Annotated in this window: 12 protein-coding genes; 10 read left to right on the top strand and 2 right to left on the bottom strand. The window is 71.9% G+C overall.

What is annotated here, in order from left to right; genetic code table 11:
- Positions 1-18: 18 nt before the first annotated feature.
- From WA640_RS27350 to WA640_RS27390, 9 genes are all read left to right on the top strand, one after another.
- On the top strand, positions 19-4,983 hold the full coding sequence (locus WA640_RS27350; RefSeq protein WP_335992019.1) for a DNA repair ATPase: 4,965 nt from the start codon (positions 19-21) through the stop codon (positions 4,981-4,983).
- 116 nt (positions 4,984-5,099) lie between these two features.
- Positions 5,100-5,816: a hypothetical protein gene (locus WA640_RS27355; protein ID WP_335992020.1), complete on the top strand. Its 717-nt coding sequence runs from the start codon at positions 5,100-5,102 to the stop codon at positions 5,814-5,816.
- Between the two features lie 140 nt (positions 5,817-5,956).
- Positions 5,957-8,560, top strand: a complete 2,604-nt coding sequence (clpB, locus tag WA640_RS27360; protein ID WP_106363054.1) for an ATP-dependent chaperone ClpB — start codon at positions 5,957-5,959, stop codon at positions 8,558-8,560.
- Positions 8,561-8,593: 33 nt separating this feature from the next.
- Positions 8,594-8,983: a VOC family protein gene (locus WA640_RS27365; protein WP_335992022.1), complete on the top strand. Its 390-nt coding sequence runs from the start codon at positions 8,594-8,596 to the stop codon at positions 8,981-8,983.
- A 188-nt stretch (positions 8,984-9,171) separates the two neighbouring features.
- On the top strand, positions 9,172-10,401 hold the full coding sequence (locus tag WA640_RS27370; RefSeq protein WP_335992024.1) for an SLC13 family permease: 1,230 nt from the start codon (positions 9,172-9,174) through the stop codon (positions 10,399-10,401).
- Between the two features lie 90 nt (positions 10,402-10,491).
- Positions 10,492-11,484 carry a hypothetical protein gene (locus WA640_RS27375; RefSeq protein WP_335992026.1) on the top strand — a complete coding sequence of 331 codons (993 nt, stop codon included), beginning with the start codon at positions 10,492-10,494 and terminating at the stop codon, positions 11,482-11,484.
- Between the two features lie 15 nt (positions 11,485-11,499).
- A complete protein-coding gene (locus WA640_RS27380) occupies positions 11,500-12,279 on the top strand; it encodes a hypothetical protein (protein ID WP_335992028.1) in 780 nt (259 codons plus the stop codon).
- Positions 12,280-12,293: 14 nt separating this feature from the next.
- Positions 12,294-13,403, top strand: a complete 1,110-nt coding sequence (locus WA640_RS27385) for a hypothetical protein (RefSeq protein ID WP_335992029.1) — start codon at positions 12,294-12,296, stop codon at positions 13,401-13,403.
- Positions 13,404-13,422: 19 nt separating this feature from the next.
- The gene (locus tag WA640_RS27390) at positions 13,423-14,238 is read left to right on the top strand and encodes an MOSC domain-containing protein (protein ID WP_335992030.1); all 816 of its coding nucleotides are present in this window, start codon (positions 13,423-13,425) and stop codon (positions 14,236-14,238) included.
- Between the two features lie 51 nt (positions 14,239-14,289).
- Here WA640_RS27390 and WA640_RS27395 read toward each other — a convergent pair whose 3' ends face one another.
- Positions 14,290-14,958, bottom strand: a complete 669-nt coding sequence (locus WA640_RS27395) for a DUF998 domain-containing protein (RefSeq protein ID WP_335992032.1) — start codon at positions 14,956-14,958, stop codon at positions 14,290-14,292.
- A gap of 121 nt (positions 14,959-15,079) precedes the next feature.
- On the opposite strand from WA640_RS27395, the gene WA640_RS27400 reads away from it, so the two are divergent.
- Positions 15,080-15,829 carry a TetR/AcrR family transcriptional regulator gene (locus WA640_RS27400; RefSeq protein WP_335992034.1) on the top strand — a complete coding sequence of 250 codons (750 nt, stop codon included), beginning with the start codon at positions 15,080-15,082 and terminating at the stop codon, positions 15,827-15,829.
- On the opposite strand, the gene WA640_RS27405 is transcribed toward WA640_RS27400, so the two are convergent.
- Positions 15,826-16,764: a DUF6528 family protein gene (locus WA640_RS27405; RefSeq protein ID WP_106363062.1), complete on the bottom strand. Its 939-nt coding sequence runs from the start codon at positions 16,762-16,764 to the stop codon at positions 15,826-15,828. The two genes, WA640_RS27400 and WA640_RS27405, sit on opposite strands and share 4 nt — an antisense overlap.
- Positions 16,765-16,773: the final 9 nt, after the last annotated feature.

Here is a 16,773-nt window from a genome sequence, read left to right on the forward strand (position 1 = left end):
ACGCTCCCAGGGGAACCCATGGCCGAAGAGAAGCCCGCAGCCGCGCCCGAGGAGGCCGCCGAGTCCTCGCTGGACGGCGGCACCTACGAGGTCCTCTCCACCCGCCTCGCCGGGTACGCCGCCGAGCTCGCCGACCGGGCCGAGGCCCTGAACGCCGCCCGCACGGGCGCGTTCGGGTCCACCGAGCTGACCCTCCTGGGCACCACCCGGATCCGCACCGCGAACAACTGCGTGCCCCGCGACATCGCCCGCGTCGGGGACCGCCTCCTCTTCGGCTACAACGTCCACATGGGACTCAAGTCGCAGACCGGCGTGGCCGACGTCTTCGCGCTCCACGACTTCGTGCGCGAGGACGGGAACTTCGCGTTCACCGACGTCGCCGAGCCCGGCCACCTCCTCGACGACCCGAAGTTCACCGCCGACTTCACCGAGATCTACCGCTACTACCGCTCGGCCGAGCTGCTCCAGGTCCGCGAGGTCGACACCCGCCTCCTCGCCGTCTTCAAGATCGGCGAGCAGCTCGCCGACCAGCGCGTCCTGCGCTGGCAGCTGCGGCCCGACGGCGGCGCCGACTACATCGACGCGCGCGGTGAGGCCGACGCGGTCTGGCCCGACCCGTACGACTTCGAGTGGACCGAGACCACCCGCGAGCACCACGTCGCGGGCCGCTTCCCGCACGTGTCCATCGAGGACGAGATCTTCGTGGAGTGCATCAACGGCGACCTCACCGTCAAGATCGAGGACAACACCGACTCCGGCGAGGGCGTCTACTCCGAGCCCGTCGCCGAGCCCCTCCAGTCCCTCGCCGACGCCGAGATCGCCTACGCGCGCATCGGACCCCTCATCCTGCTGCGGATCCTCCCGTACAAGGAGACCGCCGCGAGGCACCTGATCTACAACACCCGCACCGCCACGGTGGTGCGCGCCGACGCGATCGGCGCGGCGTGCCGCCGCCTGCCCGAGGACCACGGCCTGATCTTCCCCGGCGGCTACTACCTCAACGAGGGCCGCCTGAAGACCTTCGACCACGACGCGACCGGGCTGCGGTTCAAGAAGGTCATCCGCTCGCCCAACGGCGAGGACGTCCTCTACGTCTTTTACAGCCAGACCGAGGGCCGCTCGCTCCTGCTGCCGTACAACGTGATCCGCAAGGAGGTCGCGGCGCCGATGAGCGTCCACGGCTACGCGGTGTTCGACGACGGCACCCTGGTCGCGTTCCGCGCGGGCGGCGACGAGGCCACCCGCGTCCACCCGATGCAGGTGTGGGCCACCCCGTTCTGCTCCGAAGCCCATGCGGCCGAGACGGAGTCGGGCGACACCCCGATCCACCGGATCGGCAACGCCGAGGCCGTGCGCGCCGTCTCCGACGCGCTCTCGGTGGCGCGCATGGTCCGCGAGATGGAGCCCGCGCAGGCGGTGTTCGAGGCGCTCATCGCCGCGGCCGTGCGCTGCCTCGACGACTACCCTTGGCTCGGCGACGAGGGCCTCCACGGCCTCGACGAGACCCTCAAGCAGGTCAGGGACACCGCCGAATCGGTCCTCGACGAGTACGCCACGGTCGCCGAGCTGACCGCCGAAGCCGAGAAGGCGCTCGACGCCGCCCGCACCGACACCGTCAAGCTCCTGCGCCGCGCCCGCGGCGAGACCCCCAAGTCCGCGGAGGAATGGGTCGGGCTCCTCACCGAGCTGCGCGCCGCCTCCGGGCACCTCGTGACCCTCCGCGAGGTCCGCTACATCGACCTCGCCGGGATCGACGCGCTCAGCGCCGACACCGCCGAATCCCTCGCCGCCACCGGCCGCCGGGCCGTCGCGTTCCTCGAACGCGACGACGCGTTCACCGCCTACCACGAGCAGATCGCCGAACTGGAGCGCAAAGCCGAGGCCATCGAGACCGTGGCCGAGGCGAACCCGGTCCTCGACGACCTCGACGCCCGCCAGAAGGGCCTGGAGACCCTCACCGAGGTCGTCGCGAACCTCGACATCGGCGACGCCGTCGTGCGCACCGCGATCCTCGGGCGCGTCTCCGAAGTGCTCGCCGCCGTCAACCGCGCCCGCGCCGCGCTCGCCGCGCGCCGCCGCGAACTCGCCGTGGGCGAAGGGAAAGCGGAGTTCGCGGCCGAGTTCGCGCTCCTCGGGCAGTCCGTGACCGCCGCGATCAGCGCCGCCGACACGCCCGCCGCATGCGACGAGCAGCTCGGCCGCCTCCTGCTCACGATCGAGAACCTGGAGACGCGCTTCGCGGACTTCGACGAGTTCCTGACGCGCCTGGCGGACAAGCGGACCGACGTCTACGAGGCGTTCTCCTCCCGCAAGCAGCACCTCCTCGACGAGGCCGCCCGCCGCGCCGAGCAGCTCGCCGCCTCCGCCGACCGCATCCTCGAAGCCGTCGCCCGCCGCACCGTCGCACTGTCCTCACTGGACGAAGTGAACACGTACTTCGCGACCGACCCGATGGTCGAGCGCCTGCGCAAGGTCATCGCGGAGCTGCGCGGCCTCGACGACACCGTGCGCGCCGAGGAGATCGAGGGCCGCATCAGCGCCGCCCGCGCCGAGGCCGGGCGGGCCCTCACCGACCGGATCGACCTGTTCGACGGCGACGCCGTCAAGTTCGGCGAGCACCGCATCCCCGTCAACACCCAGCCCCTCGACCTCACCCTGGTGCCCCAGGGCGACGCGCTCGCGTTCTCCCTCACCGGCACCGACTACCGGCACGTCGTCGACGACCCCGGCTTCGCCGACACGAAGCCGTACTGGTCGCAGTTCCTGCCCTCCGAGAACGCCGACGTGTACCGCTCCGAGCACCTCGCCGCGGCGCTCCTCGCCGAGCACGGCGCCGCCGCGCTCCTGAACGAGCCCGACCTGCCGAAGTTCGTCGCCGCCGCCGCGGCCGAACGCTACGACGAGGGCTACGAGCGCGGCGTCCACGACGCCGACGCCGCCGCGATCCTCGCCGAAGTGCTCCGCCTCCACGGCGCCGCGGGACTCCTGCGCTACCCCGCCGCCGAACGCGCCCTCGCCCGCCTGTTCTGGGGCGAGTACGCCGCCGCGAACCCCGAGAAGACCGCGATCTGGACCGCCCAGGCCCGGTCGCTCGCGAAGGTCCGGGCGGCCTTCGGCCGCCCGGACGCCATGGCAGGCCTCGTCAAGGACATCGGCGCGAGCCTCACCCACTACAACGGCGGCACCCGCCTCCACAGCCACTGGCAGTACCCGCTCGCGGCGGACGAGCAGCTCGCCGCCGAGTACCTCGTGGAGGAGCTCGCGGCCGGCGGCGCGTTCGCCGCGAGCGGGCGCGCCCGCGCCCTCCTCGCCGCCTTCGCCAACCACATCGGACCGGCCGCCATGGCCGGGCTCGACGACGACCTCAAGGCCGTCGAGCGCGACACGCACACCGACCTGCCCCGCTCCGTGTTCCTCAAATGGGGCCTGGCCTGGAACTGGCTCGACGCCTTCCTCTCCAGGTCCGAGGCCGACAAGTTCGACCGCACCGACCTCCCCGAGGCCATCGCGATCCTCATCGGATCAGCCGACTCGTACGACGTCGACGCCGAGCTGACCTCGACGGTCGCCGGCCTCCTGGGCACCCACGCGCGCATCGAGAACCGCGTCCTGCCGATCCGCCTCGACGAGTTCCTCGCCCGCACCGGCCGCTTCCGCCGCACCGTCCTCCCCGGCTACCGCGCCTACCAGCGCCGCCGCGCCGACCTCATCGAGTCGCACCGCTCCGGCCTGCGCATCGAGGAGTTCAAGCCCAAGACGATGGCCGGGTTCGTGCGCAACCAGCTCATCGACGACGTGTACCTGCCGCTCATCGGCGCGAACCTCGCCAAGCAGATCGGCGCGGGCTCGGGCGAGGGCCGGCGCACCGATCAGTCGGGGATGCTCATGCTCATCTCCCCGCCCGGGTACGGCAAGACGACCCTCATGGAATATGTGGCCGACCGGCTCGGGATGCTCCTGGTCAAGGTGAACGGCCCCGCGCTCGGGCACGAGACGACCTCCGTCGACCCGGCCGACGCGCCGAACGCGACCGCCCGCGCCGAGGTCCAGAAGATCAACTTCGCGCTCGAATGCGGCTCGAACGTGCTGCTGTACCTCGACGACATCCAGCACACCAACCCCGAGCTGCTCCAGAAGTTCATCTCCCTGTGCGACGCGCAGCGGAAGATGGAGGGCGTCTGGAACGGCCGCACCCGCACGTACGACCTGCGCGGCAAGCGGTTCGCCGTGTGCATGGCGGGCAACCCGTACACCGAGGCCGGGCAGCGGTTCCGCATCCCCGACATGCTCGCCAACCGCGCCGACGTGTGGAACCTCGGCGACGTCCTCTCCGGACGCGACCAGGTCTTCGCCCAGTCGTACATCGAGAACGCGCTCACCTCCAACAAGGTCACCGCGCCGCTCGCCGGGCGCGGCCGCGCCGACGTGCAGGTCCTCATCCGCCTCGCCAAGGGCGACCCGACCGCCGCGCCCGACGCGCTCGCCCACCCGTACTCGGCGGGCGAGCTCGACCAGGTCCTGTCCGTGCTGCGCAAGCTCCTGCGCATCCAGGAGACCGTGCTGCGCAACAACCTCGCGTACATCGCCTCCGCTGCGACCGACAACGCGGCGCGCACCGAGCCGCCGTTCCTGCTCCAGGGCTCGTACCGGAACATGAACCGGCTCGCCGAGCGGGTCGTCCCGGTCATGAACGACGACGAGCTCGAAGCCGTCATCGACGACCACTACGCGGGCGAGGCGCAGACCCTCGCCTCCGGCGCGGAGGCGAATCTGCTCAAACTCGCGGAACTGCGGGGGCGCCTCGACCCCGACCGCGAGGCCCGCTGGGAGGCCGTCAAGGACGCGTTCCGCCGCGAGCAGACCCTCGGCGGCGCGAGCGACGATCCAATGTCGAGGGCCGTCGGCGCCATCACGCTGCTGTCGGACCGCGTCGCCGGAATCGAGAGCGCCCTCCAGCAAAGAAGCAGCGTCCGCGGGGAATAAAGGCTCGCCGCTGGGCCGCGCCGACCCGGACACCCGGTACGCTTTTCAACAAAAGCTTGGCGCGTAGCCCGCAGTGCCCCTGCAAGCCGCAGACGAACGAAATAAGGGAGGTCCCCGTGCCGACGAAGACGGGAGATAAGGTCCGGATCATCGTGCTGGGCACCGGCCCCGACGCCGACACCGCCCGTGCCATCGCCGAGTCCGACGCCGATGTCGCGCTCGCCAAACAGTTCACCAAGACCGTGACCCACCTGGTCGTCGACGACACCGTCAAGGCGACCGAAGCCCGTGTGAAGAAGGCCGAGGAGGCCGGCGTCCCGGTCCTCACCGTCGCCGAGTTCCGCGCGCTGCTCACCGCCGGCGCCGAGGACGAGACCGAAGCCGAGACCGAGGCCCCCGTCGCCGAGGTCGAGGAGACCGTCGAGGACGAGGCCCCGGACGCGGGCCCGGAGGTCGTCGACGAGCCCGAGGCCGAGACCGCCGCCGCGACCGCGGACGTCGAGCCCGAGCCCGTCGCCGCAGTCGAACCCGAGCCCGTGACCGCGCCCGCCGAAGAGCCGGTCGAGGAGCTGGAGCCGGTCGCCGAGTCCGAGAAGCCTTCGGAGGCGGCGCCGACCGACACCGTCGACACCGACGTCGAGGCCGAGACCAAGTCCGACGAGCCGGTCGCCGAGGCGATCGAGGAGCCGGAGGAGGCCGCGGCCGACCCCGAGAAGGCCGTCCCGTCCCAGGCCGAGGCGCCCGCCATCGAATCCGACGAGCCCGAGAAGGCCAAGCCCGGCCTGCTCGCCAAGATCAAGTCGATCTTCGGGCTCACCGGCGCCCGCAAGTAGCGCCCGCGACCCGAAAGCCCCGAGCCCGCCGGGCTCGGGGCTTTTCTGTGGTTCGCTAAGGGCGAACGCGTTGGATTCCGTCGCGAAAACTTGAGCCGGATAGACTCAACTCGGCACCCGACGAGAGGAAGGCATCCGCAGTGGACGTCAACCGCCTGACCACCAAGAGCCGCGAAGTCATCTCCCAGGCCGCGCGCACCGCCGCCGCCAACGGCAATCCCGCCGTCGAGCCCTGGCACGTGCTCGACGCGCTGCTCACCGTCGACGGATCCACCGCGCCCGGCCTCCTCCAGCTCGTCGGGGTCACCCCCGGCACCGTCTCGGCCGAGACCGAGCGCCGCATCGACGAGCTCCCGTCCGCCTCCGGGCCCTCGGTCTCCGAGCCGTCCATGGCCCGCGACGCCCTGCGCGCCATCAACGCCGCCGACAAGATCGCCACCGACTACGGCGACGAGTACGTCTCCACCGAGCACCTCCTCGCGGGGCTCGCCCAAGCGGGCGGCGACACCGGCCGCCACCTCACCGAGCTCGGCGCCACCGACAAGAAGCTCATCAGCGCGTTCCCCACGCTCCGCGGCGGCGACCGCAAGATCTCCTCCTCCGACCCCGAGCAGGGCTACAAGGCCCTGGAGAAGTACGGCGTCGACCTCACCGAGACTGCCCGCTCCGGCAAAGTGGACCCCGTCATCGGCCGCGACACCGAGATCCGCCGCGTCGTCCAGGTCCTGTCCCGCCGCACCAAGAACAACCCGGTCCTCATCGGCGAGCCCGGCGTCGGCAAGACCGCGATCGTCGAGGGCCTCGCCCAGCGCATCGTCGCCGGGGACGTCCCCGAGTCGCTGCGCGACCGCCGCGTCATCCTCCTCGACCTCGCCAGCATGATCGCCGGGGCCCAGTACCGCGGCCAGTTCGAGGAGCGGTTCAAGTCCGTCATGGAGGAGATCAAGTCCTCCGACGGCGAGATCATCCCGTTCATCGACGAGCTCCACACCATGGTCGGCGCCGGGAAGTCCGAGGGCTCCCTCGACGCCGGCAACATGCTCAAGCCCGCCCTCGCGCGCGGCGAGCTCCACATGATCGGCGCCACCACGCTCAACGAGTACCGCGAGCACATCGAGAAGGACGCCGCCCTGGAGCGCCGCTTCCAGCAGGTCTACGTCGGCGAGCCGTCCATCGAGGACACCGTCGCGATCCTCCGCGGCCTCAAGGAGCGCTACGAGGTCCACCACGGCGTGCGCATCACCGACTCCGCGCTGGTCGCCGCCGCGCAGCTCTCGGCCCGGTACATCCAGGACCGCCAGCTCCCCGACAAGGCCATCGACCTCGTCGACGAGGCCGCCTCCCGCCTGCGCATCGAGATCGACTCGCGCCCCGAGGAGATCGACCAGGTCGAGCGGGCCGTGCGCCGCCTGGAGATCGAGGAGACCGCCCTCCAGAACGAGACCGACGACCCGGCCTCGGCCGAGCGCCTCGCGTCCCTCCAGCGCGAACTCGCCGACGACCGCGAGAAGCTCGCCGCGCTCTCGCGGCAGTGGGAGTCCGAGAAGGGCCGCATCGGCAAGGTCTCCGAGCTGAAGGAGGAGCTCGACGACCTCAAGACCCAGGCCGAGCGCGCCGAGCGCGAGTACGACCTGGAGAAGGCCGCGCAGCTGCGCTACGGGCGCATCCCCGAACTGGAGCAGCAGCTCCAGGACGCCGAGTCCGAGCTCGCCACCGCCGACACCGACCCCGCCCACCAGCCGATGCTGAAAGAGGAGATCGACGCCGACGAGATCGCCGACGTCGTCTCGTCCTGGACCGGCATCCCCGCCGGGCGCCTCCAGGAGTCCGAGACCCACAAGCTCCTCCACGCCGAGGAGGTGCTCGGCGAGCGCGTCGTGGGCCAGCTCGAAGCGGTCACCGTCGTCGCCGACGCGCTCCGTCGCGCCCGCGCCGGCCTTTCGGACCCCAACCGGCCCACCGGGTCGTTCATCTTCGCGGGCCCCACGGGCGTCGGCAAGACCGAGCTCGCGAAGGCCCTGGCCGAGTTCATGTTCGACGACGACCGCGCCATGATCCGCATCGACATGGGCGAGTACACCGAGCAGCACTCCGTGGCCCGCCTCATCGGGGCCCCGCCCGGCTACGTCGGCTACGAGGAGGGCGGCCAGCTCACCGAGCCCGTCCGCCGCCGCCCGTACTCGGTCGTGCTCCTCGACGAGGTCGAGAAGGCCCACCCGCGCGTCTTCGACACGCTGCTGCAAGTGCTCGACGACGGCCGCCTCACCGACGGCCAGGGCCGCACCGTCGACTTCCGCAACGTCATCCTCATCATGACCTCCAACCTCGGCTCGTCGGCCCTGGTCGACCCGCTCCTGGAGGACACGGCCAAGCGCGACCAGGTCCTCGCGGCGATCCGCTCGCACTTCAAGCCCGAGTTCCTCAACCGCCTCGACGACATCGTCATCTTCCACGCGCTCGAACACGAGCACCTGAAGGCGATCGTCACGGTCCAGCTCGGCCACTTGGAGCGCCGCATGGAGGCCCGCCGCCTGCGCCTCGACGTCAACGACGCCGCCAAGTCCTGGCTCGCCGACCGCGGCTTCGACCCGGTCTACGGTGCCCGGCCCCTGCGCCGCCTCATCCAGACCTCCATCGGCGACCCCCTCTCCCGCGAGCTCCTCGAAGGCAAGATCACCGACGGCGACACCGTCAAGGTCGCCACCACCGACCTCGGCGACAAGCTCACGGTCACCAAGGGCTGAGGCTGCCCGGCCCGGCGGCGGTATCGTGGGCCGATGGCCGAGTTCCGTGCGGTGCAGGTGAACCTCTGGTGCGAGGACGTGGAGCGGTGCGCCGCGTTCTTCCGGGCGCTCGGCCTCCCCGAGCGCTTCCGGTTCCCCGCCGAGGGGAGCCCGCACCAGGTCGAGGTCGAGGCCGCCGGGGCCCGGATCGGCCTCAGCTCGGCCCGGGTCGGCGAGGAGCTGTTCGGCATCGCCACGATCCCGGGCGCCCAGTCCGAGGTCGTGCTCTGGTGCGACGACGTCGACGGCCTCCACAGCGATGCCGTCGCCGCGGGCGGCACCGCCCTGGTCGCCCCGGCCGACTCCCCGGACGGCCGCCTCCGCTTCGCGTGGGTGCTCGACCCGGAGGGCCACCGCGTCAAGTTCGTCGACGAACGCCCCTGACCCCCGGCTGCGCCGCCGCCCGGTCCGCTGTCACACCTCCGGGGCACCATCGAAGCCGGGGGCGGCTCGCGCCGCCCGATTCGTCCTGGGCGCGCCGCAACACTCCCGACTCCCCACCCGCGCGTGTTGCACCACGACCCGGTCACTGAACGTGGCCGCCCCGCCGAACGCTTCCTACCATTGGCTCGGTGACCGAAACCCCGACGCGCGTGCGGCGCGTCCGCCTCGACTGGCTCGACCTCGGCGTTCTCGGCGTGCTCGGCGTCGGGCTGGCGTGCTGGGCGAGCGGGGCGCTGCCGAACGGCGACGCGCTCGCGAGCCTCGCGCGCGTGGCGCCGCTCGTGCTGTTCCTCGGCACCGTCATGGTCATGGTCGCGATCGTGCAGGCCTCGCAGCTCTTCGACGCCGCCGCGCGCGGCCTCGCCCGCTTCGCGCGCGGCAGCCACGCCGCGCTGTTCGCCGCGTGCGTCCTCCTCGCCTCCGCGACCACGATCTTCCTCAACCTCGACACCACGATCGTCCTGCTCACCCCCGTCATGCTCGCGCTCGCCGCCGCCACCCGCGCCCCGGCGCTCGCGCTCGCCATGACCACCGTCTGGCTCGCGAACACCGCGAGCCTGCTCCTCCCTGTCTCGAACCTGACGAACCTCCTCGCGGCCGACCGCATCGGCCTCGACCCCCTCGCCTTCGCCGCCCGCATGTGGGCCCCGCAGCTCGCGGTCATCAGTGTCACGGCCCTGTGCCTCTGGCTCGGCTACTGGCGCCGCCGCCACCGCGAACTCGACCGCTACGTCATCCCCGCCGAGCCCCTCCCCATCGCCGACCGCCGCCTGTTCTGGACCGCCGCCGCGGTCTGCGCCGCGTTCGTCCTCGCCGTCGTCGCGGAGCTCCCGATCGCGCTCGCCTCCACCGCGGCCGCGGCCGTCCTCCTCGCCTACTGCCTGCGCCGCCGCCGCGACCTGCTCTCCTGGGAGCTCATCCCGTGGCGCCTCCTCGCCCTCACCGCCGGGCTGTTCCTCGTCGTCCCCACCCTCATGGCCCACGGCGGCGACGCCCTCGTCTCGGCCCTCGCGGGCACCGGCGACGGCGACGCGGGCGTCCTCCGCGCGGGCCTCGCCGCCGCGGCCCTGTCGAACCTCGCCAACAACCTGCCCGCCTACGCCGCCGTCGAATCGGTGATCCCGCACGGGAACCAGGACGCCCTGCTCGGGGTCCTCATCGGCACCAACACCGGCCCGCTGGTCCTCCCGTGGGCCTCCATGGCGACGCTCCTGTGGTTCGACCTCGTCACCGGCCGCCGCCCCGGCGTCCCCGAAGGCCAGCGGATCCGAGTCCCCCTCGCGCGGTTCGCGGCCACCGGCGCCGTCCTCGCCGTCACCGCCACCACCGCGGGACTCGCCGCGCTCATCTGGCTCTGAACCAGGTCGCGACCCCGAAAGCAATACCACTATGGAATGAAAGTTCGCGATTCCACCGAATACCGCAGCATCATTGGTCATAGTGCATCCATGGCATTCACCGGTCCCTCGGGCGCCACACCACGCCTGTCCCGCCGCGCCCTCCTCACCAGCGCCCTGCTCGCCGGGGCCGCGGGCCTCGCGCCCGCCCGGCCCGCCCGCGCCGCCGACGCGCCGCAGATCCGCGCCGCCGCCACCGGCTGGACCGGCCGCAACGGCGAACTGCTCGTCCTCACCGCCTCGGACGCCGAGTACGCGCTGCGCATCCTCGAACCCGGCGAGGCCGTCGAGCCCGGCGCCGACGTCACGGGCGTCCTCGGCCCGCCCCTCCCGCTTCCTCTGCCCGGCGACTTTACGCCCCACTCCATGGCCGCCACCGGCGCGGTCCTGTGGCTCACCGGCGCAAGGGAATCCGCGCCCGGCCGGGTCCGGCCCGCGCTCGTGCGCATCGAGGACGCCGACAGCGGCTACGCCGACCTGCCCGTGCCGAAGGACATCGGCGCCGGGCTCGCCACCGCCATCGCGCCCCTCGGCGCCGACGGCATCGCCGTCGCCATCGAAGGCGGCGCCGACGAGCACCTGACCGCGCTCTCCCGCAGCCGCCTCGCCGTCACCACCGACGGCGGGAGCACCTGGGCCGCAGGCGAACTCGCCGACGGCCTCGGCGAAGGCTACGGCACCGTCCTCGCCGAGACCGACCGCGGCGTCTTCGCCGCCGTCGCCGACGGCGCGGGCACCCAGACCGCCGTCAGCGCCCGCCTCGCCGAAGCGGGCACGCCGCAGCTCGTTCTCACCCCCGCGGGGACCTATCCGGGCGCGGGCCGCCCCATGGCCGCGGTTGCCGCCGACACGCACGTCAGCCTCTTCTCCGACCGGGACGGCGAGGTCACCGAGACGCGTTTCACCGATGACGGGCGCACCGAGGCCGCATACGGCGCCGCCGCCGACTGCGCCTGCCGCGGCGAGATCCTCGCCGTCCCCGGCCGCCGCGGCATGTGGCTGGAGACCGACGGCAGCACCATCCACATCAGAGGAATCAGGTAGCGATAAGGAGGACCGATGACCTTCCCCAGCAGCAGCAAGGCGTTCGCCCGCTCGACCTGCGAGCTCCCCGACATCACGCGCGACTGGCTCTACAGCACCGCCTGGAAGATGCGCTACCGGACCGCCTTCAGCGAGAGCGGATTCGGCGTCCACCCCAACGTCACCTCCTTCACGATGCACCAGGAGACCCACACGCAGGCCGGGAAGGTCATGCGCGACCTCAACGCCCTCGGCCAGACCTACGCCCGCAGCGAGGGCCCCTGGGACTACCAGTGGACCGGCGTCGCCGGGACGAAGGTCTGCAAACCCGGGTACCACCGCTACGGGGCCGCCATCGACTTCACCAGGTTCGACTGGGGCTCAGGCCATTACGTCGACACCGCCGTCCACGGCAAGGAGAAGCGCCGCTACCTGCGCCGCCGCTACCTCGCGGTGATCGCGGTCTGCCGCAAGCACTTCGGCACGGTCCTCCACTGCTACAACGACCCCGACGGCTCCCACTGGAACCACATCCACGCCGACCGCGGCCGCAAGGCCGTCGCCGCCGACTGGGACTACCAGACCGACACCACGATCATCCAATGGGCCGCAAGGGATCTCGCGGGCATCACCGACATGGCGATCGACGGCGACTTCGGCCCGCAGACCAGCCGGGGCCTGGCGACCCTCCGCAAGCGCTTCGGCGCCGAGAAGGTCGACCCGACCGCGTCCTCCGCGAACTTCCTCGCCTGGCTCGACCTCATCAGCCGACACGGCATGGCCGACAAGGACGCCGGGACGTACAAGTCCGGATGACGAAGGAGGACGACATGACCCGCCGCAGCAGGTTCCGCCGCACCGCGCCCCGACAGGCCACGCCCCGCCGCATGCTCCGCCACCGCACGGCCCCTCGCCGGGTCAGGGCCCTCGCGGCCGCCGCGAGCGCCCTCGGGGCCCTCGCCCTCCTGGCCCTCACCGCCTGCGACGCCGACTCGGTCACCGGCCGCGACGCCGCCGCCCACGACGGCGTCTTCTACGGCCTCGGCGACGACCACCGGCTCTACCGCTGGGACGCGAGCACCGACGAGGCCGAACCCGTCCTCGACCTCAGCGGCGTCTGGGACGGCGAAGGCGACGTCGGCACCGTCCTCCGCTCGTCCTTGAGCATCGACCCCCGCCAGCGCACCGCCGCCTGGATCGAGGGCGGCAGCCCCGACGCCGTGCTCAGGTTCGGCGACCTCGACTCCGGCGAGATCACCACGGCCGCAAGCTATCCGCTCGACCACGCCTGCATCGACCCGACCTGGCTCCCCGACGGCTCCGCGCTCCTCGCCCACCGCGCCGCCGTCTGGGGCGACGGGGCGGCCGCAGGCGACGCGACCCCGCTCCCGGTCGAATCCTGGGGCGACACCGAGTGGTACTCGCCCGACGCCGGCCAACTGTCGACCACAGTGGACCTCGCTCAGCAGGGCTGCCGCCTGCGCTGGTACACCGCCGAAGACGGCTCGGCGCAGGCGCTCTACCACGACCTCCAGGTCACCCAGTTCTACCGGATCGACACCGACGGCACGGTCCTCGACACCATCGAGATCCCGGAGCTCACCGGCACCGAGCCGCTCACGATCGGCTTCGTCGGCACCGACCCCTCGGGCCGGTACGCGTGCGTCGTCGACGGCTACGGCCCTTACGGGGCCTTCAAGGGCGGCTTCACGATCCGCGCCGAGTCGGGGACCCGCGTCATCGACCTCGACACGGGCGAGGCGGTCGGCGACGAGGACGCGTCGTCGTGCACCTCGCTCCACGACGACGGCTACGTCTCCCGCGACGGCGCGACCGCGGCGTTCATCGGCTACGACGGGACCGCGAAGTGGTCGGTGGACCTGCCCGAGGCGATCAAGGAGTCGCCGGTCCTGTTCTTCTACCCGAACGGCCAGGACTAGGACCGCATAGAATGCGACGGTGAACCGCGTCCTGGGCATCCGCCGCCACCCACTCAAATCCGCCGCCGCCGAGCACCTCGACCGCACCCGCGTCGGCAAGCACGGCCTCGACGGCGACCGCACCTGGGTCTGCGTCGACGCCGACGGCACCATCGGCAGCGCCAAGCAGCCGCGCCTGTGGGGCGCGCTCCTCGACGTCGACGCCGCCTACGACCCCGACCGCGACGACGTCCTCATCACGACCCCGAACGGCCTGAGCGGCACCGCCGGGACCCCCGAGGCCGACGCGGCGGTCTCCGAGTGGCTCGGCCGCCCCGTCCGGCTCACCCGCACCGCGCCCCAGCAGCTCAAACGCCACCACTGGTGGCCCGACGAGCCCGGCATGATCCCCGAGTGGGCCGCCGACGCCGAGCCCGGCGGCGACGCGATCGTCGACGTCCGCCACGACGCCTCCGACGGCCGCTTCTTCGACTTCGGCTCCCTCCACCTCGTCACTGCCGGCGCCCTCGACCGCCTCAGCGCCGAGCACGGCGCCGCCGTCGGCTCGGTCCGCTTCCGCCCCAACCTGGTCCTCGACCTTCCCGACGACCCTGAGCCCGGCACGCGCCTCACCATCGGCGAGGTCCCCGTCGAGGTCCTCGTCCCCACGCCCCGCTGCGTCATCCCCTCGATCGCCCACCGCGGCAACCCGAACGACCCGTCGCTCCTGAAGACCCTCGCCAAGCACCACCGCCGCGACGTCCCGAACTTCGGCCGCGCCACGTGCTTCGGCTTCTACGCGGAGATCCTCGCTGAAGGCGTGGTGCAGGTGGGCGACGAAGTCGTTCCGGGATAAGCGAAACGGCCGGGCGAGTGGAAGCCCGGCCGTTCGTCGTCGCCGCGGAGCCTACCGCTTCGGTGCGCGCCAGGCCGCCCAGCCGAGGACCGCGAACCAGCACCACACCTCGGTCAGCCACAGCCGCTGCGTGAGGCCCGCGACGCCCTCGCCGTCGGCGGTCGCGGCCTCGTCGAACGTCAGCTGGAACAGGACGACGCCGACGAGCGTCAGCGGCACCGCCACCGTCAGCAGGACCGTGCCCAGACGCCGGAACCCGTCGACTCCGCGCAGGTGCAGGCCCGTGGCGATGAACACCAGGAACGGCAGCTGGAACGCGAGGACGACCCCGAGGAAGTGCAGACCGGGGGACTCCAGGTCGAACAGGCCGATGAGGACGAGGCCGACCGGGGCGAGGCCGAGCCCGACCAGGGAGATCCTGCGCCACACGGCGCGGCCGCCCCGGACGATGCGGAAGAAGCCGACCAGGCCGGCCGCGAGCAGGACTCCGCTGAGGACGAACGCGGTGTTCATGTAGGGCGCGGTCGTTCCCAGCCCGAGGCCGCTGATCGGCTGCGTGAGGTTCGAGTACGGGGAGATGTGGTCGCCGCCGATCGTGTAGCCGTCGCTGACCAGGCTCAGGACGGCCCAGGCGAGGGTGAACAGGACGGGCGCGGCGACCGCGCCGAGCGCGAGCAGTCCGGTACGTGCGGTGCGGGCGGGCGATGCGGGGGTGGACATCGAGGCGTTCCTTTCGTTGCGGGAGGGGTGAACCGAAAGCGGATCCACGGAAACGAACGCTGTTCGTTTCATGAGTTCAGTTCTATCAACGAACACCGTTCGTGTCAAGTACACTGTTCCCATGGACGAGAGCACTCGGATGCCGAACCCTCCGTGGATCAAGAACGCGGGACGCGCCCCGCGCCGCCAGCTCAGCCTGGAGCTCATCCTCGAAGCCGCCGAACGGCTCAGCGAGCGCGAGGGCTGGGACTCGGTGACGATGCGGCGCATCGCCCAGGAGATCGGCACCGGCCCGGCCTCGCTCTACGCGCACGTCGACAGCAAGGCCGACCTCGACCAGCTGCTCTACGACCGGGCGCTCGAAGCGGTCCCGCTGCCCGAGCCGGACCCCCGGCGCTGGCGGCAGCAGCTGGTGGATCTGGGCGTCGACATGGCCAGGGCGATGGCGGCCCGTCCGGGGACCGCCCGCGTCGCCCTCGACACGCCGATCCCGGCCACCCCCCGCGCGCTCCAGATCATCGACCGGGTGTTCGCAGTGCTCGCCGCCGGCGAGGTGCCGCCCGGCCTCGCCGTGGCATGGGCCGACGTCTACGCCCTGCAAGTGACCGCGGCCGCCTACGAGCTGAGCCCGACCGGCCCGCCCGGGGCGGAGTCGGAGCGGCTCCGGGTGCAGTCCGCGCGGATCGGCGAGTACCTCGCGGTCCTTCCCGAGTCGGCCCTGCCGCACCTGCGGGCGGTCCTGCCCAGGTTCGGACCGGACGCCGATCCGTTCGCGCCCTTGCGGTCGGCCCTGGAGATGCTGGTCGCCGGCATGGCCGCCCGGATGGAGGCGCGGCCGGACCGCGAGCGGACCGGCCGCCGGGACCGCTAGTTGTAGGCGGTCGTGTAGTACCGGGCCTTGTAGAACTCGGCGCCGGAGCGCGTCCGGTCGGCGGACTGCGAGAACACGATGGTGGGGCTGCCCCAGGTGCGGGAGCCGGTGTTGTCGGCGCGCATGTAGAAGTACTCGCCGGTCTTCATCTTCACGTACGCCTTGATGCGCGTCGTGGTGTGCAGGGTGGTCTTGGCGAGGGTCGACTTGTTGATCGAGTAGACGCCGTACGAGTCCGAGACCTGAAGCAGGGACGAGTTGGAGAAGTCCGCCTGGAGGTCGTGCCCGAGCCCGGAGAGGGCGACCTTCTTGCTGGACTTGGCGAGCCGCACGTTCCGGTACGTCCCGGAGACGGTGTACGCCTGGACGATCTTGTCCCCGGCGGCCCAGAGGAGGCTGTTGTTGGGGTCCCAGATGACGCCGTGCGCGCCGGCGAGGGACACGGTCTGGACCTTGGCGAGCGTCGAGGGGTCCGAGATCTTGGTGGGCCCGTACACCGTGAGGAACCCGTCGGACGAGGCGGAGACGAACGCCCCGATGTTGGGAATCCGCTCCAGCGCATGGGGATTACCGCCCGGCGTGGCGCTCCAGAGGACGTCGTTCAGCTCCTGGTCCTTCTCGTCGGTGATGTTCCAGATCCCGACCTTGCCGCCCGAGGCGGCCGCGAGCCCGATGGCGCCGAACTGCGCCGTGTCGCGGATGCGGCAGTCGGAGAGGTTCGACCACCCGCCCGTGCCCGGGCTCCACGACTTGTACCGGTTGGCATCGCTGAACGCGGCGTTCTTGTCGAACACCATGACCTTGTTCTGGACCTGCTCGGTCACCATGATCTTGAAGTTGGCCGTGTCCGCCGCCGCGATCCCGGCGCCGACGGCCCCGGCCGTCGCCAGCGGCGCACCGATCGCGAGCGCCCGCAGCAAGTTGCGTCTCTTCACGAAGAACTC

Source organism: Glycomyces sp. MUSA5-2 (genome assembly GCF_037034145.1).
Lineage (GTDB): Bacteria > Actinomycetota > Actinomycetes > Mycobacteriales > Micromonosporaceae > Glycomyces > Glycomyces artemisiae.